The organism is Clostridioides sp. ES-S-0190-01 (assembly GCF_020658275.1).
Taxonomy (GTDB): domain Bacteria; phylum Bacillota; class Clostridia; order Peptostreptococcales; family Peptostreptococcaceae; genus Clostridioides.
Window position 1 is genome coordinate 51,026 of the sequence record NZ_JACVWA010000016.1, and the last position, 24,719, is coordinate 75,744.

Consider the following 24,719-nt stretch of genomic DNA (forward strand, 5'->3'; position numbering starts at 1 on the left):
AAACCACAACTTAAATAATTTATATGAACGTTTTAGGTTCAATAAATCAAAATTGTGATTTTAAGTAAATCTATAATACAGTAGTTTAAACGTTTTATTCAATTAGTTAGGAAATCTTTACAAGAAGCTCATTTAAATATTTGCTTCAGACTCAACACTATTTACTTCACTACCAAATATTAAACATGCATCTTTACCATCAAACCATTTTAAAGCTGTTGCCGTTATATTTACATTTACACCAAACTTTTTGTTACGCATAAATGATTTACAAGTATCAGTTCCATCTTTTAAACAACTCATAGGGCATTTTCTACATTGTTTATTCTGATTGTTCCATAGTACTTTATAACATAAATCACCTACATGTGTATCTGGGGCTGACTCAAGCATCTTTTTATTGATAAATAACAGTTCATATGTGTTTCTGTCAACAACATAAGCCCATATGTCCATGTTATCCATTACAGACTTTTGAACTTCTAAAGATTCTTCTAGCTTACTTTGGATACGCATTTTTAATAAAAACACACTAAGCGTCTTGGAAATAAATGTCAGTGTATCCACTTCATCACTGGTCCACATACGATTATATGAACATTCATCAAATCCTACAAATCCTCTAAATTCATTACCTTCTAAAATTTTACATTGTAATATTGAACATATCCCTTGTGCTTTAAGCAAATTTTTTAAATCGCTATTGAGATTATCAACATCATTACAATAAAATAATCCATCTGCATTAAAATTTAAAAGATAATTGCCTAAATGACCATAGTAAATATTCTTAAGATTATCAATTTCTGCTGTTATTCCTTCATTACACCATTCAAATGTATTTTTACAGTAGAGGTTATCATCTGAGTTTTCAAATATATAGACTCGACTCACATTAAAATGTTTACCCACAATATCAAGAATCAAATTTACAGCCATTTCTATATTATTTGATTCATACAATATATCAAATATATAATTTGTAATATGTTCCTTAAAAGACCTTGCTACATTGGTATTTTCATCTGTATTTCTTGTATTTGCTATATATTGTACTTTATCAATTTTTTTATCATACAAGGCATAACGATTCTTTCCTTTACCCTTAGCTGAATAAAGAGCTATGTCCGCATTTCTAAATAACTGCATGTAATCTGTTCCATCTTTTGGAAATCTAGCAATCCCTACACTCAAAGATATTTTATAATTATATCCTTTACCTACAAAAGACCTCTCAAACGTTTTGACCAATTCCTCTGCTTTGTTCATAATATCTTTTGTTTCAGAAATATCTTTCATAAAAACAATGAACTCATCTCCACCAATTCTTCCTACTATATCAGATGCTCTAAATAAATTTATTAAATCACTTGCAATTTCACTTAATACAGCATCACCATATAAATGACCTAAATTATCATTTATACCTTTAAAGTCATCAATATCAATAATCATTAAAGTACCTTGTCTGTTTTTATCCAATGTTATATATTCTTCTATAAGTGCTTGTGATGCTTTTTTATTATATAAACCTGTTAGTGGGTCTTTTTCCGCTCTCTCTTTTAATTTTTCAGCTTCTCGTTTTGATTCATCAATATCAGTTAAACTACCTACAACTTTATAAGGTATCCCATTATCATCAAACAGTGTCGTTGCTTTTATACTAAACCATGCATAAGTGGTATCTCTAACTCTAAGTCTAATCTCACACTCCTCATACTCACTTCCTGATGAAGTGAGCTTAGTTAATAAAATAAACTTATCTATATCATCATGATATATATCAACTGATTTAGTTATATTTTTCGTTGCATTTTCAGTTATAGGGTCATAACCAAATTTATTATACCAATTAGGAGAAATACTCATTTGGTCTTTTTCTATATTCCATTCAACTATAATATTTTGTGTCTGCTTTATAATAATCTCATGACGTTCTTCACTCTTTTTAAGCTCTTGCTCTAATAATTTAGCAGAAGTAATATCGACAATTACACTACATAGTACTGAGTTTCCATTTTCATCAACTATTTTTCTTCCTTTTAATAAAATCCATATAATACTACCATCTCGTTTTTCAACTCTTCGTTCGCATGCAAATGTATCATTTACTTTAAGTTGCTTATTTATATCATCAATCATTCCAGCTCTATCATCTCTGAAAATCAGCTTGATTAATTTATTATCTAATTCATCTTCTAACTGTTTACGTGTGTATCCAATCATATTTAAATAACCTTCATTTAAATATATACTATCAAAATCATCATTTATCTCAGTTATCACTATTCCACCAACAATGCTATCATTGATAGTCTCTATTTCAAACCTTTTTGAGTCTAATTCTTCTTGTATTTTCTTGAGTTCTGTTATATCAGTTAAGACTCCCTGTATATACTCATTCCCTTTACTATCTTTTATAGATTTACTTCTATCTAAAACCCAAATTATACTTCCATCTTTTTTTACAATTCTATATTCAACTTCAATTTTATCTTGTCTTTTTAATTGATTCAAAACGATACTATTAACCTTGTCTACATCTTCTTTATAAATCATATTTTTAAATTTATTTTTAAAAACTACATCTAAATCCTCTTCAGAATAACCTGTAAGTTCCAAAAACCCCTGACTTACATAAGTCATAGTCATATATTTATCTTTTAAGCAGTTTTTAACACCTCCTAATATATTATCAGTAAGTGCCTTAAATTTTTCTTTTTCATTTATAATAGTCTTAGTATTGTTATTTATAATATAAGCTATATATACAACAAAAATTAATATAACTAATAATATTTCTAATGCAAATATGTATACATCATACGAAATATTATCTGACTGAATATATACTACTTCACTTGGTACAACAGAAAAAATATACCAATCATTAATTCCAAGTGGTTGATAATTTAACATAAATTTCTCATTATCTAAATTATAGTTAGAATATCCAGATTTATCATTTTTAATATTTTCTTTTATAACTTTTAAACAATTTACTTCCTCACAATTATCCTTATTAAAAAGTTTAAATACACATGATAACATTTTACTATTTTCGTTTGTATTTTGAGCAATTACATCTCCATTTTTTTTGGCAATATAAACGTGTGCTTTTTTATCAAATGCAGATAAGCCTAATAATTCATTCAATTTAGTTGAATCATAAGCTCCACTTAAAACACCTGCTACTTTTCCATCTTTATAGATAGGAGTAGCTAAAACTATTATTTCTTTCTTATCAATAATGGATTTTAAAGATTCTGATATGTTTTTTTCTCCATTTTTAGCTTTTTTAAAATAATCTCTATCTTTTAAATTAGTAATAATTCCATCATTAGAATAACTTTTTCCATCCAGTGTAGAAACAGACATTCTAATTAAAGAACTTCGCTTTACTCCAGACTCCATTAAATTAATCATCATATCATTATTTATATTATCTAAATTTCCCATAAAACTAGCAATAGATTCAAGCATGTCAAATTGACCACTAAGTTTTGTCTTAAGATTAATTATGTTATGCTCCGTAAATTCTGACAAATATGTATGCGTGGTCTCTTTCAACTTATTATCCAATTTAAACTTAAACTTAAAAATAGCCCCACAGGTTAAAATAATTATAATAATAAACAAGATACTAATACCTAAAATTTTTGGCTTTAGTCTGTTCACCATACTCACATCCTCATTACATATAATATATTATATGTTTATATTATATCTTCCTATTTTTATACATATTTTATTTCTTCCTATATTAGAATCAAACAACATATAGTTAAATTTATCTATAAAATTTTCATTTTACACTTCTTTTAATTATATATTAATTGATGTATAAAAATTATTCTCTTTTGTAATACTTATATTAATAAATTCCTTATAATTCTTTTCATGCTTATAAATACCTCAATCAATTTTTTAAGTTCCTCTTAGATAAGATACTATTTAACATTGTCCCACTTTAATTTAAAGATAAAATTAAACTCAATATATCCTCATTTTCAACACTTTAATTTTAATGAATATTTTAAAAATATAACTTAATTTTCTTTTGATTTTAATAAGGCTTAATAACATAGTATATACTAATTATTATTCATTATTTTTCTAATTAATCACTATACTTTTTATATAATCAATCCTATTTCCAGATTGAATTACCATTTTCTTAAGCTTCAACACTATAAAATAATTATAAGCTTCATACTCATCCTTGAAACTTAGTTTCCGAATAATAATTCTAGCATGTCACTTTAATATCCTTTTATTTTTCTAATTTTGCTCATATAACAATATAGTCTATACTAATAACAAATATCTTTTAACGCTTATTATAAATACTGTTTATATAAATTTCCATTCTAAATTATAACATACAATATTACTCTATTTCTGTTAAATGTAAATTTTTACCATATAAAAATCTAAAAAAAAGATAGCTTTTTAGAAAAACTATCTCTTATAATTTAAAATTACTATACTATTATTTTTAATTAAAAATTAAAGGCTAAAAAGTAGTAGAGTTTACTTTTTAGCCTTTAATTTTATTAATTATTCATTTATTTCGTGTAAGAATAGCCCACATCTTACCTTAGGTTCAAACCATGTTGACTTAGCTGGCATTATCTTGCCTGCATCTGCTACTTTTATTAAATCCTCAATACTAGTAGGATACATTGCAAACGCTACCTTCATATCTTCATTAACTCTTCTTTCTAATTCCTCAATACCTCTAATTCCACCAATAAAATCAATTCTTTTATCTACTCTAGGATTTTCAATTCCTAAAATAGCATCAATCACATAATTTTGTAGTATAGAAATATCTAATGAGTCAACTGGGTCTTCTATGTCTAATAAATTCTTATTTGCCTTCATTTTGTACCATTTATCACCTAGATACATTCCGAAAGTTCCTTTTTTGTCAGGTTTATATTTTTCTTTACCTTTCATTTGTTCTACATCAAAATTTTCTTTTATTTTATTTATAAATTCTTCTTCATTTAAACCATTTAAGTCTTTGATAACTCTATTATAATCTAAAACCATTAGATTTTCATCTGGTGCAATCATTGCTATAAAATAATTAAATTCTTCTTTTCCAGTATAGTTTGGATTTTTAGCTCTCATTTCTTTAGCTACATTTTCTGCTGAAGCTGTTCTATGATGACCATCTGCAATATATAAATAATCTAATTTTCCAAATGCATTTACTAAATTACATATTATATCATCATTATCAATCTTCCACACTGTATGCTCTATCTTGTCATCTGTTATAAAATCATATAAAGGCTCATGATTATCCATAAAATCATTTATCATATCATCTATTAATCTTTGATGTTTGTAAGTTACAAGTATAGTTCCCGTATTAGCATCACAGTATTTTATATGATTAGTTCTATCAACTTCCTTTTCTGGTCTAGTGTACTCATGTTTTTTTATTGTTCCATCTAAGCTTTCATCAACTGAAATACATGCAACTATACCAACTTGAGCTCTGCCATCCATAACTTGTTTGTATATATATATACAATCTTTTTCCTCTTTTACTAGAATTTCTTGTTTTCGAAATTCGTCCAAATTTTCTCGTGCTTTTAAATAAACTTTTTCATCATATAAATTTATATTTTCATCTAAATCAATTTCTGATTTATCTATATGCAAAAATGAATATGGATTCCCTTTTGCAATTTCTCTAGCTTCTTCACTATTCATAACATCGTAAGGAAGTGCTGCTACTTTATCTACTATATATTTATTTGGTCTAATCGCCTTAAATGGTTTAATCGTTGCCATTACTAAATTCCTCCTAATTGTATAAAATATTTTATAATGCTACCCCTATTAGATTGTTGAAGTCAAGAAAGTAGTCTTGAATCACATTTACAATTTCTTCTCCAATTCTTTCTTGAGCCTCTACTGTAGATGCACCAATATGAGGTGTAGGAGAAACTCTTGGGTGATTTACTAAATCTAGATTTAATGTAGGTTCTTGCTCATAAACATCTATAGCTGCTGCTGATAATTTACCCTCATCTAATGCTTTTAGTAAATCTTTTTCGTCCACCAAACCGCCTCTTGCACAGTTTATTAAATAAGCTCCATTTTTCATCTTATTTATTTCTTTTTCAGTTATTACTGCCCCCTTATTCTTATCAAAAGGTATGTGTAAAGATAAGAAATCTGCTTTTTGTAAAACTTCTTCCATATCACAGAATCTATATTTGTTAAAGCCTTGTGCTTCACCCATTATATCAGTATATATGACATTCATTCCTAATAGTTCTGCCCTCTTTGCAACTTCTTTTGCAATTCTTCCAAAACCTATAAGTCCTAATGTTTTTCCATTAATTTCTGTACCTTTGTATTTTTTCTTTTCCCATTTTCCATCTCTCATAGTTACATTTGCAGTATTTATGAATCTTGCAAGTACAAATAATTGACCTATTGTAAGTTCTGCAACAGATATACTGCTTGCATTTGGAGTATTCATGACTTTTATTCCATTAGCTTCTGCATATTTAACATCTATATTGTCTAATCCTACCCCACCTCTTACTATCAATTTTAACTTTTTACCTTCTAATGCTTTGTCTATTACATCCTTAGTAACCTTAGTAGCTGAACGTACTACAAGCACATCAACATCTTTAAGTTTATCTCCTAAAACATCTTTTTCATAAAACTCTTCTATCACATTAAAATTTAACTCTCTCAATTTTCTCGCTGCATCTTTCTCTATTCCATCAGTAATTAATATATTATACATAACAAACTCCTCCAATTATATTCACTTAATTTTTCCAATTTTTATTTTTTAAAGTATTTTCATCACTAAAAAACTTTATTTAATTACACTTTCTATTTATATAATTTTCAAAATATTTTTTATTAAAGTCATATCAAATTTCATTAATGTTTGTTAAAAATTTAATATGTAATTTTCATAAAACACATTTTATTTTATATATTTTAAATTTAACTTAAAATACACATAATTTTGTAATATTACTTATTAAAACCTAATATATCATCAATATTATCTAATAATTCTTGTACATCTTCGACAGTATAGTCACCCATATGTGAAATTCTAAAAGTTTTTTCTTTTAAATTGCCATAGCCATTTGCTATTTGGAATCCTCGTTCTTGTAATTTTGAATTTAAATTTGATACACTAATACCTTGAGTATTTTCTATAACAGTAAGTGTATTGGATAAGTGATTTTCATTGGTAAAAATTTGGAAGTGTTTTTTAGCCCAGATTCTAACTAAGTTTGCCATGTCTTCATGTCGTTTGAATCTATTATCTAGGCCTTCATCTAATATATTATCTAATTGGAAATCTAAAGCGAACATGTGAGAAAGAGATGGTGTTGAAGGGTATTGGTAGTTTTTCTTGATTAAGTATTCATACATTTCTAACAAATCAAAATAAACTCCTCTAAAAGGTACTTGCTTAGCTCTATCGATTGCTTTTTGAGAAAATGTGCAAATAGACATTCCTGGTGGTAATCCCAGTGCTTTTTGTAATGATGTTATACAAATATCTATTCCAATCTTATCAACCTCGACTTTTATTCCACCGGCTGAACTTACAGTGTCTACACAGTAGACCACATCTTTATATTTTTTAACAACTTCTCCAATTTCTTCTATTGGATTTCTTATTCCAGTTGAAGTTTCATTGTGAGTTACGGTTATTAAATCATATTCTCCGGTAGAAAGCACCTTATCAACCATTTCTGGTGTTGTTGCCTCTCCTAATTCAACTTTAAATATATCCGCTGGGACATTATTAGCCACTGCCATTTTGTACCATCTATCACCAAAGGACCCACAGGAAAATACTGCTGCCTTTTTGGATGTACAGGAACGAATGGAGCCTTCCATTAAACCAGTTCCGGACGACGTGGATAAAAGTATCGTGTTGTTGGTATAGAATAGTTTTTGCATTTTTTCACTTATACTTTTTTGAAGTATAGATGCATCTTTCCCTCTATGTCCTATCATTGGTGTAGCCATCTTTTCCAAGACTTCTGCTCTAACATCAATAGGACCAGGAATAAATAATTTCTTACTCATTATAATTCCCTCCTTTTTTAGTTTGTAATATGGATAGTGTGTTTACTGTCCTTATTTTTAATATCTATAATATCAAGCTAAATTAAGTATGTCAACATAAAAATTATATTTTATATATAATTTATTTTCTATATTTTGTGAAATCATCCATTTTAAACCTCATCATTAGTTTGAATTTTCTGAATTTTACCTATAAAAAAAATACACTTTTTAAATATATAAATTATTTTTTTTAACGTGTAAATTTAATGCTATTATAAGAATTTTTTTTAAGTATAGCTAAGTTATTTTTATCTTATGTTTTTCAATTTTATATTTTTTTACACATCATTTTACATAGCAAATATGTAATCACTTAAATCTCAATATATTCAACTTTTTCTTCTGATTCAGCAAAGAACCATTCTTCATCAGAAAAATCACCTTCTGCTATTTGACCAATAGGCATCTTCATATATTTTCCAGTTGCTGTTACTGCTATCTCTCCATTTGGCAAAATTATTTCTCCTGTACCTTCAAATAATTTTCTATTTTCTTTAGTTATCCTTCCAACTACTTTTATAGTAGCATCTGTTGGTACTGGCTTTTTATATTTCAATTCCAAAGATACTGTAACCCCCCATATTTGGTCATCATTTATACTTACAGCTCTTCCAATAGTCTCATCTAATATTGCAGCAGACATACCTCCATGAACTCTTCCTGGATAACTCTGATGCCAATCTTTTGTATTACAAATTGATACAAGTTCTCCATTTTCAAGTTCATAAAAATCTGCTTTTAATCCTAATTCATTTTGCGTTCCACAAACTAAACAAGATTTACTACTGTTTTGCTTTTTTAAAACCTTATATTTTCCCAAAAACTCCATCTCCTAACTAATATTGACAGTCACTTAATATTCATAATACTAAAATATATTATATAATATTAATTAAATCCCTGCAAATTTCTAATAAACAAAAATAGGCTATTTCAGCATTAAAATCTTAATCCAAAGTGTTATTTTATAAAAAAGCACAACGTGATTTTATGTAATTAAAATTACCTAAAATCATGTTGTGCTTTAAAAATAAAATATCTCTTCTACCCCAAATATAAAACTATTTCACAATAAATTTTTTACTAATGCCCCCCATTATATGACCAAATCGTATTATATAAATTAAACTATAATTCTAAATTTCATTTACTATTAATTCTCCCATTTTCTTTGTACCAACAACAGTTCCTATACTATTATATATATCACTAGTTCTGTATCCTTTTCTAAGTACATTTTGTACTGCATCTTCAATGCATTTAGCTTCATCTTCTAGATTAAAGCTATGTCTTAACATCATTGCGACAGATAAAATAGTTGCAATTGGATTTACAATATCTTTTCCAGCTATATCAGGAGCACTCCCATGTATTGGTTCATACATTCCAAAGCTATCTTCTCGAAGTGATGCAGATGGTAACATACCTATAGAACCTGTAACCATGGATGCTTCGTCAGATATTATATCTCCAAAGATGTTATTAGTCACTATTACATCAAATTGGCTAGGGTCTTTCACAACTTGCATAGCAGCATTATCAACATACATATGTGATAGCTCTACATCATCAAATTCTTTAGCTAAGTTCTCCATAATACCTCTCCAAAGTCTTGAACTTTCAAGCACATTTGCTTTATCTATACTGACAAGCTTCTTCTTTCTATCTCTAGCGATTTCAAAAGCCCTTCTTCCAATTCTTCTTATTTCATTTTCATTGTATACCTCTACATCATAAGCCTCTTCAACACCATCAATAATCTTTCTTCCACGTTCTCCAAAATAAATGCCCCCTGTTAACTCCCTCACAACAACAAAATCAATGCCTTTTTCTACTATATCTGCTCTAAGTGGTGAAGATTCCTTTATACTTTCATATATAGTTGCTGGTCTCAAATTTGCAAATAAGCCTAAGGATTCTCTCAATTTCAAAAGACCTGCTTCTGGTCTTGCATCCCCTTTACATTTATCCCACTTTGGACCCCCAACAGCTCCAAGTAATACTGCCTCGTTTTTTCGACATTTTTCAACAGTTTTATCAGGTAGAGGTTCTCCAGTTTCATCAATTGCACATCCTCCAGCCAATACATATTCACAATCAAATTTATGATTAAATTTATAACAAATTTTATTTAAGACCTTTATACCTTCTTTTATAATTTCTGGCCCAACACCATCACCTTTTATGACTGCTACTTTACAATTCATACACCATTACCCCCTGTTTACCTTTATTGAGTTAATTAAACCTTCATTTGTTATGATATTTTGCATAAACTCAGGAAATGGTTCAGCCTTATATTTTGTTCCTTTTGTTATGTTTTTTATTACACCTGTTGAAAAATCCACTTCTATAGTATCACCTTCTTCTATGCTATTAGCTGCTTCCTCACATTCAAGTATTGGAAGCCCTATATTTATAGAATTTCTAAAAAATATTCTAGCAAAAGTTGATGCAATTACACAGGATACTCCACTTTCTTTTATTACGATTGGAGCATGTTCTCTTGATGAACCACATCCAAAATTTTTAGTTGCAACTATAATATCTCCTGCCTTTACTTTAGATACAAACTTATCATCAATATCTTCCATACAGTGTGTTGATAGTTCCTTATAATCAGCTATATTTAAATATCTAGCTGGTATTATTACATCTGTATCTATATTATCACCAAATTTAAAAACTCTTCCATTAGCAATCATAAACTTTACCTCCCTTAAATTATTTCTGATGGTTTTGATATTTTTCCAGTTATAGCTGATGCTGCTGCTACAGCTGGACTGGCAAGATAGACTTCTGAATCAACATGACCCATTCTTCCTACAAAGTTCCTATTTGTTGTTGAAACTGACCTTTCTCCTGCTGCAAGTATACCCATATGACCTCCAAGACATGGTCCACATGTTGGTGTAGAAACAGCTGCTCCTGCTTCTATAAAGATAGTAATATATCCTTTTTCTATTGCTTCAAGATATACTTTTTGAGTTCCAGGAAATATCATCACTCTAACCCCATCTGCAACTTTTTTACCTTTCATGATTTCAGCTGCAACTTCAAGGTCTGATATTCTTCCATTTGTACAAGAGCCTATTACAACTTGGTCTATCTTTATATCGTTATCAATCTCATCTACTGTTTTAGTATTTTCAGGAAGGTGTGGAAAAGCTACTGTTTCTTTTAATGTAGCTAAGTCAATTTCATATACTTCATCATAAATTGCATCTTCATCTGCTTCGTATACATTTACAACTTTTTCTGTTGTTGTACACTTATGTGAATTTATATATTCTATAGTTTTATCATCTACTGGAAAAATTCCATTTTTAGCCCCTGCTTCTATTGCCATATTACAAATAGTAAATCTATCATCCATAGATAGATTACTTACTCCATCTCCACAAAATTCCATTGATTTGTAAAGTGCCCCATCAACACCTATCTTCCCTATTATATGAAGTATCACATCTTTTCCAGTTATCCATTTATTTGGCTTATTCTTTAGGACAAATTTTATTGCACCAGGTACCTTAAACCAACATTTTCCTGTAGCCATGCCAGCTCCCATATCAGTTGAACCTACGCCAGTGGAAAAAGCGCCTAATGCTCCATATGTGCAAGTATGAGAATCGGCACCTATTACTACATCTCCTGCTGTTACTATACCTTTTTCAGGAAGAAGAACATGTTCTATTCCCATATCCCCTACATCAAAGAAATTGACCACTCCTTTGGATTTTGCAAAACTTCTTGTAAACTTACACTGCTCTGCACTCTTTATATCTTTATTAGGTGTAAAATGGTCCAAAACTATTGCCACTTTAGATTTATCATAAACATCCTCAATTCCTAACTTTTCAAATTCTCTAATAGCTACTGGTGATGTTATATCATTGCCTAAAACTATATCTAAGTTTGCTTCAATCAATTGTCCTTTCTTAACCTCATTTAAATTAGCATGTTTCGCTAAGATTTTCTGCGTCATAGTCATCCCCATTTTCTGCTTCCTCCTCAATATAACTTTTATTTATTGCATTCATAAGAGCATTAATAGCTGCTGTATTTATATTTTCTGATATGCTTACCCCAAAATAAACTTTATCATTATGTTCTATTCCCACATAGGCCACACCTCTTGAATGTGAACCTTCCTCTAATGCATGTTCCCAATAATATCTAAATTTATAATCTTTCATTCCACATTGTTTTAATGCATTATTAAATGAATCTACTGGCCCATTTCCTATTCCAACAATCCTTTGTTCATTACCCATATAAGTTACTCTTGCAGTCATCTCAATCATATTAGTATCATCAGAATCATCACTTTCATAGTTTATCTCATCCATTGATTTTATCTTATATTTCTTAACTTTATATGGACTCTCAACATCAATATATTCCTTCTTGAATAAGTTAAATATTGACTCACTGCTAAGTTCCGCTCCTATTCTATCAGATTCCATTTTAACCACATTTCCAAAATCAGCATGCATATTTTTAGGTATCATGAAACCATAATCTGTTTCCATTATATAAACAGCTCCACCTTTTCCAGATTGGCTGTTTATTCTAATGATTTCTTTGTATTCTCTTCCTATATCATGAGGGTCTATTGGTAAATATGGAACTTCCCAACAACCATCATTTCTATTGCTAATTGCTATCATACCTTTTCTAATAGCATCCTGGTGAGAACCTGAAAAGGCACAATGTACAAGATTTCCTGCATATGGATGTCTATCATGTACTGTAAGTTTTGTACAATCTTCATATATTTCTATCATTTTATCAATATTACTAAAGTCTAGTTCTGGGTTTATTCCTTGTGTATAAAGATTAAGACCCACATTTACTATGTCCATATTACCAGTTCTTTCACCATTTCCAAATAATGTACCTTCAAGTCTATCTGCTCCAGCTAATAATCCAAGTTCACTTGCTGCTGTACAAGTTCCCCTATCATTATGAGTGTGTAAACTCATTATAATAGAATCTCTACAGCTTATATTTTCACAAAACCATTCTATTTGGTCTGCATATATATTTGGTGTTGCCATTTCTACTGTTGATGGAAGATTTATTATAACTTTCTTTTGTGGCGTTGGTTTCCACACATCTATAACTGCCTCACATATCTCAAGTGCATAATCCATTTCTGTACCTGTGAAACTTTCAGGTGAGTATTCAAAAATAAACTCTGTTTCAGGATATTTCTTTGCTTCTTCATTGAATAATCTTGCTCCCTCAACTGCTATATCTATGATTTCTTGTTTACTCATATTAAAAACCACTTCTCTTTGAAGAACAGATGTAGAATTATATAAATGTATTATTGCTTTCTTACATCCTTTTACTGATTCAAATGTTTTTTCTATAAGATGAGCTCTAGATTGTGTAAGTACTTGTATAGTTACATCATCTGGAATCATATTTTCATCTATTAGCTTTCTTAAAAATGTATACTCTGTATTTGATGCTGATGGAAAGCCTACTTCTATTTCTTTAAACCCTGTATCCAAAAGCATTCGGAACATTCTGACTTTTTCTTCTACATTCATAGGTGTTGGCAGTGATTGATTTCCATCTCTTAAATCGACACTACACCAAAATGGAGCTTTTGTTATTTCGTTATCTGGCCATTTACGATTTACCATTTTCATTCTATTATATTTTTTATATTTTCCATATTTCATGTTATTTTCCCCCTTTTCTGTTTTTTGTATTCAGTATACCTTATATCGACGCAATTCTACCCCTTTTCAATTCATAAGTACAAATGTTAGATTCATCATTAGAATAAAAATAACCCCATCTCTAGTAAAACTAGAGACGAGGTTTTGCTCGCGGTACCACTCTATTTAGCTTTTTAAAAAGCTCCCTTAGTAATAGCTACTACTAATTATTATAATAGCTATTTTTCCTATAACGTGGAAATACGGTTATCCTAAGTTACACAACTCAGGAAACAGCTCCTAGACAAGTTCAGAATTATCAACTGCTAAATCACACCATACTTTAGCTCTCTGGAAGTTTCATGATTCTTACTACTTCTATTCATCGCTTTTAAAATCATTTAAATTTTCTAAATATTTTGATTTAATAGTTATTATATACACATTAAAATGTATTGTCAACATAAAAAAATAATTATCTGTATTTTTTTATTATTTATTTTTGTCAGATAATATTCTAAATCATGCTAACTATTGAAAATAGTATGATATTACCCCTTAAATTTTTTTATCTTTTCATCTATTGTACTCAATAATTTTTTTTCATCTTCCAAACTCAATGCATTTAATCTAATTTTGTAATTAAAATTATCAGCACATATATTTAATATATTTTTTGTTACTTCTGTTTTTTCTATTACTTTATAGTTAAATTTTTGATTTTTTCTAGCTTTTATACTGAAAATACATTGATTATTTATTGATATTGAATGATTATCAAGAGTAAGATATACTTTTCCCTTATATCTATTTGAAAAATCACGACCTTGCTTAAAAAGAAAAACCGCTGTTATTATACATAAAAGATATAAAAATGTTGTTGAGTATATAAAAATTGTGGCCAAAATTATAAGAGCTAAAACCATATTTATAACCATTCCCTTTTTGAAATAACCATTGTCATAATAATTCATGTAGATAAACTTATTTTTACTCAAATTTTCTCACTCCTAAAATTCTAAAAATTTATATTAAAAAACTCTACAATTTCATCTTCATGATAATTTATTACTAGTTCTTCTGGAAAATCCACTGATTTTAAAACTTTCTCTGCACTTTCAAATTCACCTATAGAGTAACATATATGCGAATCTGTACCAAGAATAACTCTTACACCATATTGTTTACATAATAGTAACATTTCACTTGCATTTTCCCAAGTTCCAGTTCTATGAGAATTTGAACTTAATGAAGAGTTATTTATTTCTAAAAGAATATTTTTATCCTTTGCTTTTTTTACTATAGACTCATAATCTAAAGGATATCTACTATCATCTGGATGCCCAATTATCTTTACTCTAGGTTTATCCATCACTTTTAAAATAGCATTTGTATTTTCTTCTTTTGTACCTGAAACTATACAAGGTCTATGCAAACTTGCAATTATATAATCTAAATGTTGTAGCATATCTTCTGGAACATCTAAGTTTCCATCATAATCCATGATATTTCCTTCTATACCTCTAAGAATTTTTAAATCTTGTATTTGGCGTGGAAGTAGATGTAAATTATAGAAGTAAAATGGATGTGGTCCTCCTGGCATATTAGGACCATGGTCTGATATGCCTAAATATTTTATATTTTTTTGAATTGCTTCTTCAACATTTTCTTTAAAAGTACTATGTGCATGTCCACTTATTAAAGTATGACAATGTACATCTATAATAGCTTTTTTCATTAATTTTCCTCCTAATACTGTATATAAATTTTTATAGATAGTTGAAGGGCTATTTTAAAACTAAAGCTGTCAAAATAGACAGAGTAATGTTTTAAAACAGCCCCCCTTTTTGATTATTTTATATTTCTAAGTCTTTAAATTTATCTTTAAATAATTCTCCAATACTTCCTAGAGATTCTTCTACTTCTAAAAACTCTGTTATATCCTCTTCTGGCTCTCTAGTTGCTTCTTTTATCGAAACTAACATTCTCTTAGTTTTTGGTTTAAAATCAAGAATTTTAACTTTAATTTCGTCTCCAATATTAACAACATTAGTAACTTTAGCTACTCTAGTATCACTCAATTCAGAAATTGGTAAATAAGCATCTACACCTTCTTCGATTTGAACAAATGCTCCCTTTTCTATAATTCTAAGAACTTTAGCATTAACAACATCATCAACTTGTAATTCTTTTGCTATTAAATCCCATGGGTCATTGTTTATATCTTTTAATGCTAGTGCAATTTTTTTAGTTTCTTGATTTACATCTAATACATAAACTTCCACTTCTTGACCTTCAGAGACAACATCTTCCACACTTTCAACTCTTGTCCAAGATAGGTTATTTATATGTGCTAATCCTTCAATTCCACCAATATCTATGAATGCACCATAAGACATTATCTTTGTTACTTTACCATCTCTTTTCTGACCAACTTCAAGGGAATTAAACAATTCTTCTTTAGCTAATTTAATACGAGCTTTTTCTTCTTCTCTTTCATGTTTTATTCTAGCTCTTTCGGCTTCCTTTTCTGCCTTAATTTGAACTCTTCTTTCTTCTCTCTCTTTATTTATACGTTCTTGTAATACGTCTCTATGAGATGCTACAAATCTATTTTTTCTAGCATCCATTTCTTTTATATATACTTCTAAGTTACGACCAACAAATTTAGACGTATCTGTAATAAACTTTGTGTCAAGCTGAGAAATTGGTATAAAAAATGTATATGTATTGTAATTAGCAAATACACCTTTTTCTATATTTTTTTCAACGTTTACAGTTATTATTCTATGTTCATCATAAGCTTTGTGTAAATCAGCAAAATCATTTTTTCTATCTAATTGTAACTTAGATAAAGTTATTGTTCCATCTTTTTGAGATACTTTTGTTATTATAGCAGTTATTTCATCATTTATATGATATAACTCTTCTATAGATTGATTTTTTTCTATGTTTAATTCACTTATAGGTATTATTCCATCAAACCCATAACCTAATTCTAGTTGTACTTCATCATTTCTCACTGCAGTTATTTTTCCAGTTATCAATTCCCCAACTTTCACTTTGCTGAACACTTGCTCTTGTTGCTCAAGTAGCTCTTGCATTGTTAAATCATTTTCCATTATATAAACATCCTTTCCTCTTATTGATTATCATATCTGTAAATATTATACCATTAATATTGCAAATACTTACATTTTTCTTACTATAATTTTAAATTTTAATTCTAGTTTGTATCTTTGTAAATTATAAAAAATATCTTCTTAAATTAAAATACAAATTTTAATTTTTAACTAATAATATATGCTCCTAAAAACTTTCTACTATTTATATTTTACTCCTCTATTACTTTAGGTTTTGATAGAGAACATTTATAAAACACAAAGAAACAAATTGCTGTAATAGTGGCTGCTGTTATATCTGCAATTGGCTCTGCTAAAAGTACAGCAAAAAGTTTTTCATCAAAAAACATTGGAAGTATAAATATTAAAGGTATCAAAAGTACAACTTTTCTAAGAAGAGCTAAAATTAAAGATATTTTTGCTTTTCCAAGCGCTAAAAATGTCTGCTGGCAAGCTAATTGTATTCCAAACATAAAAGAGCCAGCAAAATATATTTTTATACTCCAACTAGTCATACTAAGTAATTGTGGGTTTTTGTTAAATATACTTACAAAGAACGTAGGGAATATCATAAGTAAAATCCACAAAATTGCAGAGTATGTAAAACATGACAATAAACATAACTTAAAAGTCTTTTTTACTCTGTCAATCTGTCCTGAACCATAATTGTAACTTATTATTGGTTGTGCCCCTTGTGTAAATCCCATGTTAGGAAGCATAAGAATTTGCATTATACTACTCATTATTGCCATTGAACCTACTGCTAAATCTCCTCCATACATCTGTAATTTGCTATTTAGGGCTATAAGCACTAAACTTTCTGTAGATTGCATTATAAATGGAGAAATTCCCAGACCTAATACTGGCAAAATAATACTTGCTTTAGGCATCATGTATTTCTTTTTTATCTTAAGTATACTTTTCTTTCCAAATAGAAATACCAATACCCAAATAGCAGAAACTCCTTGTGCAATTATAGTGGCTAATGCAGCTCCTTTTACCCCCATACCAAATCCAAATATAAAAATTGGGTCTAGTATTATGTTTATCAAAGCTCCTATAGCAACCGTAATCATACCAGTTGTCGCAAATCCTTGAGTATTTATAAAGGTATTCATACCTAGTGAAATTTGAACAAATACTGTCCCTATTAAATAAATATTCAAATAATCCATTGAATATCCAATTGTAGATTCGCTTGCTCCAAATAGCCAAAGTAAGGGTTCTTTTCCAATCTGAAAACCTATAGTCAATAGTATCGCCAAAATAACTAATACAGAAAAACTATTACTCATTATTTTCTCTGCCCCATCATTATCTTGTTCCCCCATTTTTATAGCAGCTAAAGGTCCTCCCCCCATACCAATTAAATAACTACATGAAGTTATTATAATTATTATAGGAAATGCTACTCCAACACCTGCCATAGCAACTTCGCCACTTTCCATTCTACCAATAAAGATTCTATCTACTATGTTGTACAAAACATTCACAATTTGTGCAATAATAGCTGGTGTAGCCAATTTAAAAAGCAATTTGCCTACATTCTCACGACCTAAATCAGTATTTGAATTTTCCATCTTAAAACCTCCTTAATAATTTAATGTTTAAATCTATTACTATTAAAAATACATTTTATATAAAAACTTTATTTTATTGATAGGCAAGTTTAAATTAATTTCCTCATAAATACTACTATACTATATTTCTTTTATGATAGTAAACATTTTAAGACCAAATGAATTTAAATATTTTGTCTAAATAAAAAATATTTTTCACATATTTTCATAAAAAAACTATCCAATAGTATATTTGGATAGTTTTATATTATATGTAGAGAAAGGGCTGACACTATGACTCCAGACAATAAATTTCCTAAAAATACTCCTATAAAAGCATCTTTTATTCTCATTTTTAGTATTGAGGCTATCGCAGACGCAGTCCATGTTCCTGTTGTTGGAAGTGGTATGCCTACAAATAGTATTATACCTATTATTGAAACGCTTTTTAATTTCTTCATTCTTGAATTTATTTTTTTATCAATTGTGTTAGCAAGTCCCTTAAATAACTTTTTACCTTTCAAAAATTGCAATATATGTCTAAATGTCAATATCAAAGGAATTGATACTAATGTAGAACCAATCACACTAAATACATAAACCCATATAGGATTTAAGCCCATTGCAATACCTATAGGAATGGCTCCTCTTAACTCTGTTACAGGAACCATAGACAAAATTAATATGTGCAAATATCCCAAACTATCCCCTCCTATTCTAAGTGATATAAAGCTATGAATTTATTTGTTCTATAACCTCACCATTTTTCTTATTAACCAAAAATGCATTTTTAGCTAAGGAAAGCATAGGTAAATCACTTTTAGAGTCTGAATATGCATATGAATTTTCATAATCAATCTCAATTCCAAGTTTATCTAATACAGTATTTATTCTCTGTATTTTTTCAATTCCCTTGCAGTTTTCGCCAATGAATTGGTTTTTGTATCTTGAATTTTCACAAAATAGCTCAGTGCCTATAACCTCATCTGCGAAATCATAATACTTAAAGTACTTCATATATGCATATGGAGATGCAGTTATCATAATTACAACATTATGCTCTTCTTTGTTTTTATAAATTACTTTTTTTATAGACTCATTAATTTTTTTCATTATACAACTATCAAAAAAATCTTTTAACTCGTCTTCGCTAAAATCTACTATTGGATAAAAGATTGCCTCTTTTGCTTTTTTCAAAGGTACTATTTTAACCAAATACATCATTAGAGTAAAAATTATGTATGGCAATTTTATAATAGTCTTAAGTGTTTTATTTTTTAAAGAATAAATAAAAAAGTCTACCATACTATCAGTATTTATAACAGTATAATCTATATCGAGCAATAATACACTTTTTTTCATAAGTATTTTCCCATCCTATCACTAAAAAATTAATATTATTAAACATGTAATTACCCATAAGATTACGTTTATTTTTAAAGCATTATCTTTTAGTATAATGTCAGTAGGATTTCCTTCATTTGTTTTGTTAATTATATAATTATATCTAAGTACACCATAAACTACAAATATTGTTGTAAATATCATATCTGGTTTTTCTGGATTACTTGTAGAATATAATGCATAGCATACAATTGTAGAACTTAGTATAACTATCATCATTTGATTTAAATTTTCTATATCATAATCTTCTAGTATTTTTCTATGCTCAACTGCATTATCTTTTAAAATTATGATTTCTTTTTTGCGCTTTCCAAGAGCTAAATACAGAGATAAAAAAAATGTACATAATATTATCCAGTTTGATAATCTAACATCTATAGCTACGCATCCTGCATAAACTCTAAGTATAAAACCAAGAGATATAGAAAACACATCTAATAGAATTATATTCTTTAACTTAAGAGAATATAATATATTATTTATCAAATATAAAATGAGAATTATAGTTAATTTAAAATTAATAACCGTTGACAAGCAAATTGAAATTAAAGCTAAAACAACAAATAATATATTCGCACTTCTTTTACTTATTCTTCCACTTGCTACTGGTCTATTACGTTTTTTAGGATGTCTTTTATCTTTATCCATATCTATAGCATCATTTAATGCATATGCTGATGATGATATCAAACAAAAACACACAAAAGCTATAAATGTATTTAACAATAGACTTATATTTAGTATATTGTTTGAAAATATTATAGCAGCAAATATAAATAAATTCTTTATATACTGCTTTATTCTCATTAATCTTATATAATCTGAAATTTTAGTAAGAAGATTAATTATTGTATTTGTCTGTTTCATAAACTTACTACCCTTTCAACATTATTTTTTAAACAGGATATGATTTTATCCCAATATTTAAAATTTCTATAAATCCATTTATATTACTAATTATTATAGTGACTAGCAACAATGATAAAAATATATTGTACATACTTTTTTCATTTTTTCTAAGTGCTTTAGTAAAGTAAGCTAACAAAACTATAACAGCAAAACTAAAATTTATAGTCATTATACTTGAATTAGTCAGATTGTACCCTATTATACCATGTAAAACTAAATTAAATAAAATTATTCCCATACACAATTTAGGAACTCTTTTTTCTGAGTTCTCAATAACAGCTAAAACACAAAAACAAAATGCTAATAAAGTAAGGATAACTGGTATCGTTGCAACTTCTCCATTTTGTAAAAATAGTCCTTTTTTAATCTCTGCTCCAGGAAAATAAAAAACTGAATACAATAATCTTTCTATAATCATTGCAACTTTTTCTAAAATAGGCTCTCCACTTATAAACTTTGTATCATATTGTATTACATTTCCAAGATTCATAAAACTTTCATAAGATTTTGTTGAAACTACACAAATATATGCCATTAAAATAAATGTAATTAAATGCTTTAATATTTTTCCTATTTTTAATTTAAATTCAAATATTATGTTGAGCAAATACAAATATATATTACTAATAGTTATTCCAAATAATGGTATAGCTGCTAATTCTACTAAATAAGAGTTTTTTCCGTTCATTTTATTTGCAATAAATATAAAAAATATTAATGTAAACTGACTATATATAAATCTTTCTACATTTAAGGTCATAAATAGTTGTGGAAAAGAAAATATCATTATCATAGTAAGTAAAATTAAGGTTAACCTCTGCATTTTTATTTTTTTAATATGATTAAAAACTAAAGTTATAGATATAGCACTAGTTACTATTTGTAGACAAATCAATCCAAATCCATAAGCAGTATTAAAATCAGTTGTCCCTGGATTTGCTATCGAAGTACATAGTAAATATATTGGATATGCAAAAATTGATATAATAGCTGAAAATAATACGTGCTTGCTATTGTCTTGATTTATAGCAAATACATTTAAATTGAATAGTACACCTGTATCTGTATCTAATAACACATCATAAGTGTTGTTCAAATCATAAAATATTGTAGTTTTAGAAAAGAATGCTATTGTTATTATTAAATAAGTTATTATGACTAATATAAATAAAAACATCTCATTTTTATATTTAAATATATTATTTTTCAATATATATCACCCTCCATTCATTATATAGGATTTGTTACTACCTACAATTTATTCTTTTAATTATAATAATCACTTTTATAATATCCTTACTTGTTTTATTGTAATTGAATAATTCCTTATTTACAACCACAATATTTACTTTATTAAAAGCTATAATTAAATAAAAATTATTTGTGTAATATATATTGAAAGCTTATAAAATTAGAGTTTGCAAGTAATTTTATTGTAAAATATTGGAATAATTCAATGTGAAAATAGATACTGTCAGTTAGTATAGATAAAATTTACCCATAATAAATTAAAGCATAATATATAAGGAGACAAAATCATAATTTGTCTCCTTATATATTAAACCTTATTAAATACTATACAAATTTTAAGTACAATATAAACTGACTATACTGTGACATTATTAACTCCATGTTCTTCCCATTGCTTAATTTCTCTTAATCTGTCAATTATCGGTAAATGTTGAGTACACTCAATTTCACATTTTCCGCAAGCTATACATTCTTTAGCTTTTGCTTTACTATTCATTGTATAATTCCAATGTGCTAGCCCATAGACCGATTTTGTCATTTCTTCATCACTCTTTTTAAACATCTGTTTTTCATTATAAAAAAGCATATATGCTGGAGTGTTTATATCTTTTGGACATACTTTACAATATCCACAACCTGTACATATTTCATTCATATTTTTACTTAATCTAGTTTCAATATCATGTATATCTTCATCTGAATATATTTTATGCTCATCTGCAATTTTACAAGCATCATCTATATCCTGCTTTTTATTAACTCCTATTAACGATATATTTATTTGTGGAATTCCTATGTTAAATCTTAAGGCTGATTCTATAGTACTTTCACCTTCTCTTGCTAGAAAAGAAAGCTCTTCATTGTACTTTGGAATAGTTCCACCACTTAATGGATTCATAGCTACAACACCATATCCATTTTCAATAGCATGTTTAGCACCTTTTAATCTATATGGAAAGTTTAGTATATTAATTCCCATAGTAACACCTTCAAACTTATTTTCATCAAGAACCTTTATGACCTCATCTCCTGGCTGATGAGATGAAAATACTATGTGGTCTATCAATCCTTCTTCTTTACATTTTAATAGACCCTCATACTGACCTCCAGGTCTCATTGCAAATTCATAATGTTCCATCTTTCTAATATTCCATATATGATAGAAATTTATTTTAGATACGCCCAATCTTTCTATTGACTTTTTCACAGCATCTATTGCTTTTTCTGCTGTGTCGTATACTTTTGGCTTTCCTTTTGTAGATACGTAAAAGTCTGTTTTACCTTCTTTTATCATTTGTCTAAAGGCTAGTCCAAATATATCTTCGCTTCTGTCATCACAATACCCCGGTGCTGTATCAAAATAATTAATGCCCTTTTCATATGCATATTTAATTAAATCTGCATTTTCTTGGTCATTTTTTTCTAAATCAAATCTTAATCCTCCATATCCAACTACCGAAACCATTTTCCCAGTCTTTCCATATTCAACGTATCTCATAATAAATTCCTCCTTAGGTATATTAAGACTTAATTTCTCTATAAAAAATATTATACCATAAATATTTTCTGAAAATATTTATGGTATAATATTTTTTTTATGAATTATAAATTTTTATACTTATGTCTTTATAATCAAATTAAAAGCTATAAAAAGGTTCAATATGCACTATTACCTGAGCATTTTCATTAATTTCTTCTTGTATTTGTTTCTCAATTTTATGTGTTAAGTCATGTGATTGCTCTACACTTATAAATGGGTCTACCATTACATGCATATCAATATAAATAACACTCTTACTACCTCTACTTCTAATATTATGAACATCTCTCACTTCATTAAATTCAAATACAATTTCCCTTATATACTCTTCATCTACAGCTACTCTATCAACTAAAATTCCAATAGACGGTTTAAATATTCCATAAGCTGAATAAATTATAAACCCAGAAATAATAATAGGAACTACAGATTCTATTATTACTGGAAATCCTAACTTAACACCAACTAAAGTAACCAATACTCCTAAAGACACAAATATATCACTTCTTGTATGCAATGAGTCTGAAATTAAGACATAACTATTCAGTTTAGTTCCAACTCTATACTCATATATACAGACAAAAATATTTATAAAAAGAGTAATGACTAGAGCAATTAAACTTTCTATAGTTATAGAAGGTGTAACTGGGTTTGCCAGTCTTGATATAGAACTAAGAATTATCTTAACTGCTATAACAAATAGCATACCACTAATAAATAAACTGGTTATAATTTCAAATTTTTTATGCCCATAAGGATGATCTTTATCTTTTGGTTTAGATGCAAAAAAAATACCTATTAATCCTACTATATTAGATGCTCCATCTGACAGAGAATGAAACCCATCTGCTGTCATACTATAACTTTTAATTTTATTACCAATAATTATTTTTAATAATGCTACAGCAAAATTGGCAAATAAAATTATCCATAACACTTGCTTCACTTTTTTATAATTATCCATAACTGTATACCTCCTCCCTTCGACTTAATCGAAAAAAGACTATGTATCAATATCAATTGACTAGATAAAGCAAATTGTATATATGCACACTTACTATATTTATATTCAAAGTTGGTTGTACTTGTTCATTCAATTTAAAAATTAATTATGAAT

Annotated in this window: 19 protein-coding genes and 1 other annotated feature; all 19 genes read right to left on the minus strand. The window is 28.0% G+C overall.

Annotated features, from left to right (window positions below; translation table 11 throughout):
• Window positions 1–132: 132 nt before the first annotated feature.
• Window positions 133–3,681, minus strand: a complete 3,549-nt coding sequence (locus IC214_RS05950; RefSeq protein WP_227834705.1) for a diguanylate cyclase domain-containing protein — start codon at window positions 3,679–3,681, stop codon at window positions 133–135.
• An 879-nt stretch (window positions 3,682–4,560) separates the two neighbouring features.
• Window positions 4,561–5,811 (minus strand): DUF1015 family protein, encoded by a 1,251-nt coding sequence (locus IC214_RS05955; RefSeq protein ID WP_227482941.1) that lies wholly within the window; start codon window positions 5,809–5,811, stop codon window positions 4,561–4,563.
• Window positions 5,812–5,842: 31 nt separating this feature from the next.
• Complete coding sequence (locus tag IC214_RS05960; RefSeq protein ID WP_227824771.1) at window positions 5,843–6,784, minus strand: D-2-hydroxyacid dehydrogenase; 942 nt, start codon at window positions 6,782–6,784, stop codon at window positions 5,843–5,845.
• Window positions 6,785–7,023: 239 nt separating this feature from the next.
• On the minus strand, window positions 7,024–8,100 hold the full coding sequence (locus IC214_RS05965) for a pyridoxal-phosphate-dependent aminotransferase family protein (protein ID WP_227436700.1): 1,077 nt from the start codon (window positions 8,098–8,100) through the stop codon (window positions 7,024–7,026).
• Window positions 8,101–8,455: 355 nt separating this feature from the next.
• Window positions 8,456–8,971 carry a PaaI family thioesterase gene (locus tag IC214_RS05970; protein ID WP_227436702.1) on the minus strand — a complete coding sequence of 172 codons (516 nt, stop codon included), beginning with the start codon at window positions 8,969–8,971 and terminating at the stop codon, window positions 8,456–8,458.
• Between the two features lie 307 nt (window positions 8,972–9,278).
• Complete coding sequence (leuB, locus tag IC214_RS05975; protein ID WP_227866384.1) at window positions 9,279–10,349, minus strand: 3-isopropylmalate dehydrogenase; 1,071 nt, start codon at window positions 10,347–10,349, stop codon at window positions 9,279–9,281.
• Window positions 10,350–10,355: 6 nt separating this feature from the next.
• On the minus strand, window positions 10,356–10,847 hold the full coding sequence (gene leuD, locus IC214_RS05980) for a 3-isopropylmalate dehydratase small subunit (protein ID WP_227436706.1): 492 nt from the start codon (window positions 10,845–10,847) through the stop codon (window positions 10,356–10,358).
• Window positions 10,848–10,861: 14 nt separating this feature from the next.
• Window positions 10,862–12,139: a 3-isopropylmalate dehydratase large subunit gene (gene leuC, locus IC214_RS05985; RefSeq protein ID WP_227436709.1), complete on the minus strand. Its 1,278-nt coding sequence runs from the start codon at window positions 12,137–12,139 to the stop codon at window positions 10,862–10,864.
• Complete coding sequence (leuA, locus tag IC214_RS05990; RefSeq protein WP_227866385.1) at window positions 12,096–13,838, minus strand: 2-isopropylmalate synthase; 1,743 nt, start codon at window positions 13,836–13,838, stop codon at window positions 12,096–12,098. Before leuA ends, leuC begins: the two co-directional genes overlap by 44 nt.
• Before the next feature lie 129 nt (window positions 13,839–13,967).
• Window positions 13,968–14,212 (minus strand) — a binding site (T-box leader).
• Between the two features lie 156 nt (window positions 14,213–14,368).
• Window positions 14,369–14,815: a hypothetical protein gene (locus tag IC214_RS05995; protein ID WP_227436713.1), complete on the minus strand. Its 447-nt coding sequence runs from the start codon at window positions 14,813–14,815 to the stop codon at window positions 14,369–14,371.
• A gap of 20 nt (window positions 14,816–14,835) precedes the next feature.
• The gene (locus tag IC214_RS06000) at window positions 14,836–15,555 is read right to left on the minus strand and encodes a phosphatase (RefSeq protein ID WP_227436715.1); all 720 of its coding nucleotides are present in this window, start codon (window positions 15,553–15,555) and stop codon (window positions 14,836–14,838) included.
• A 118-nt stretch (window positions 15,556–15,673) separates the two neighbouring features.
• Complete coding sequence (locus IC214_RS06005) at window positions 15,674–16,939, minus strand: 30S ribosomal protein S1 (protein WP_227436716.1); 1,266 nt, start codon at window positions 16,937–16,939, stop codon at window positions 15,674–15,676.
• A 212-nt stretch (window positions 16,940–17,151) separates the two neighbouring features.
• On the minus strand, window positions 17,152–18,519 hold the full coding sequence (locus IC214_RS06010) for an MATE family efflux transporter (RefSeq protein ID WP_227436718.1): 1,368 nt from the start codon (window positions 18,517–18,519) through the stop codon (window positions 17,152–17,154).
• Between the two features lie 242 nt (window positions 18,520–18,761).
• A complete protein-coding gene (locus tag IC214_RS06015) occupies window positions 18,762–19,199 on the minus strand; it encodes a COG2426 family protein (protein WP_227436720.1) in 438 nt (145 codons plus the stop codon).
• A 31-nt stretch (window positions 19,200–19,230) separates the two neighbouring features.
• Window positions 19,231–19,860 (minus strand): HAD family hydrolase, encoded by a 630-nt coding sequence (locus tag IC214_RS06020; protein WP_227436722.1) that lies wholly within the window; start codon window positions 19,858–19,860, stop codon window positions 19,231–19,233.
• A gap of 21 nt (window positions 19,861–19,881) precedes the next feature.
• Window positions 19,882–20,769, minus strand: a complete 888-nt coding sequence (locus IC214_RS06025) for a decaprenyl-phosphate phosphoribosyltransferase (RefSeq protein ID WP_227824770.1) — start codon at window positions 20,767–20,769, stop codon at window positions 19,882–19,884.
• A gap of 28 nt (window positions 20,770–20,797) precedes the next feature.
• A complete protein-coding gene (locus IC214_RS06030; RefSeq protein WP_227436727.1) occupies window positions 20,798–22,021 on the minus strand; it encodes a DUF6080 domain-containing protein in 1,224 nt (407 codons plus the stop codon).
• Window positions 22,022–22,417: 396 nt separating this feature from the next.
• On the minus strand, window positions 22,418–23,560 hold the full coding sequence (locus IC214_RS06035; protein WP_227436728.1) for an aldo/keto reductase: 1,143 nt from the start codon (window positions 23,558–23,560) through the stop codon (window positions 22,418–22,420).
• Between the two features lie 139 nt (window positions 23,561–23,699).
• A complete protein-coding gene (locus IC214_RS06040; protein WP_227436730.1) occupies window positions 23,700–24,566 on the minus strand; it encodes a cation diffusion facilitator family transporter in 867 nt (288 codons plus the stop codon).
• Between the last annotated feature and the right edge of the window lie 153 nt (window positions 24,567–24,719).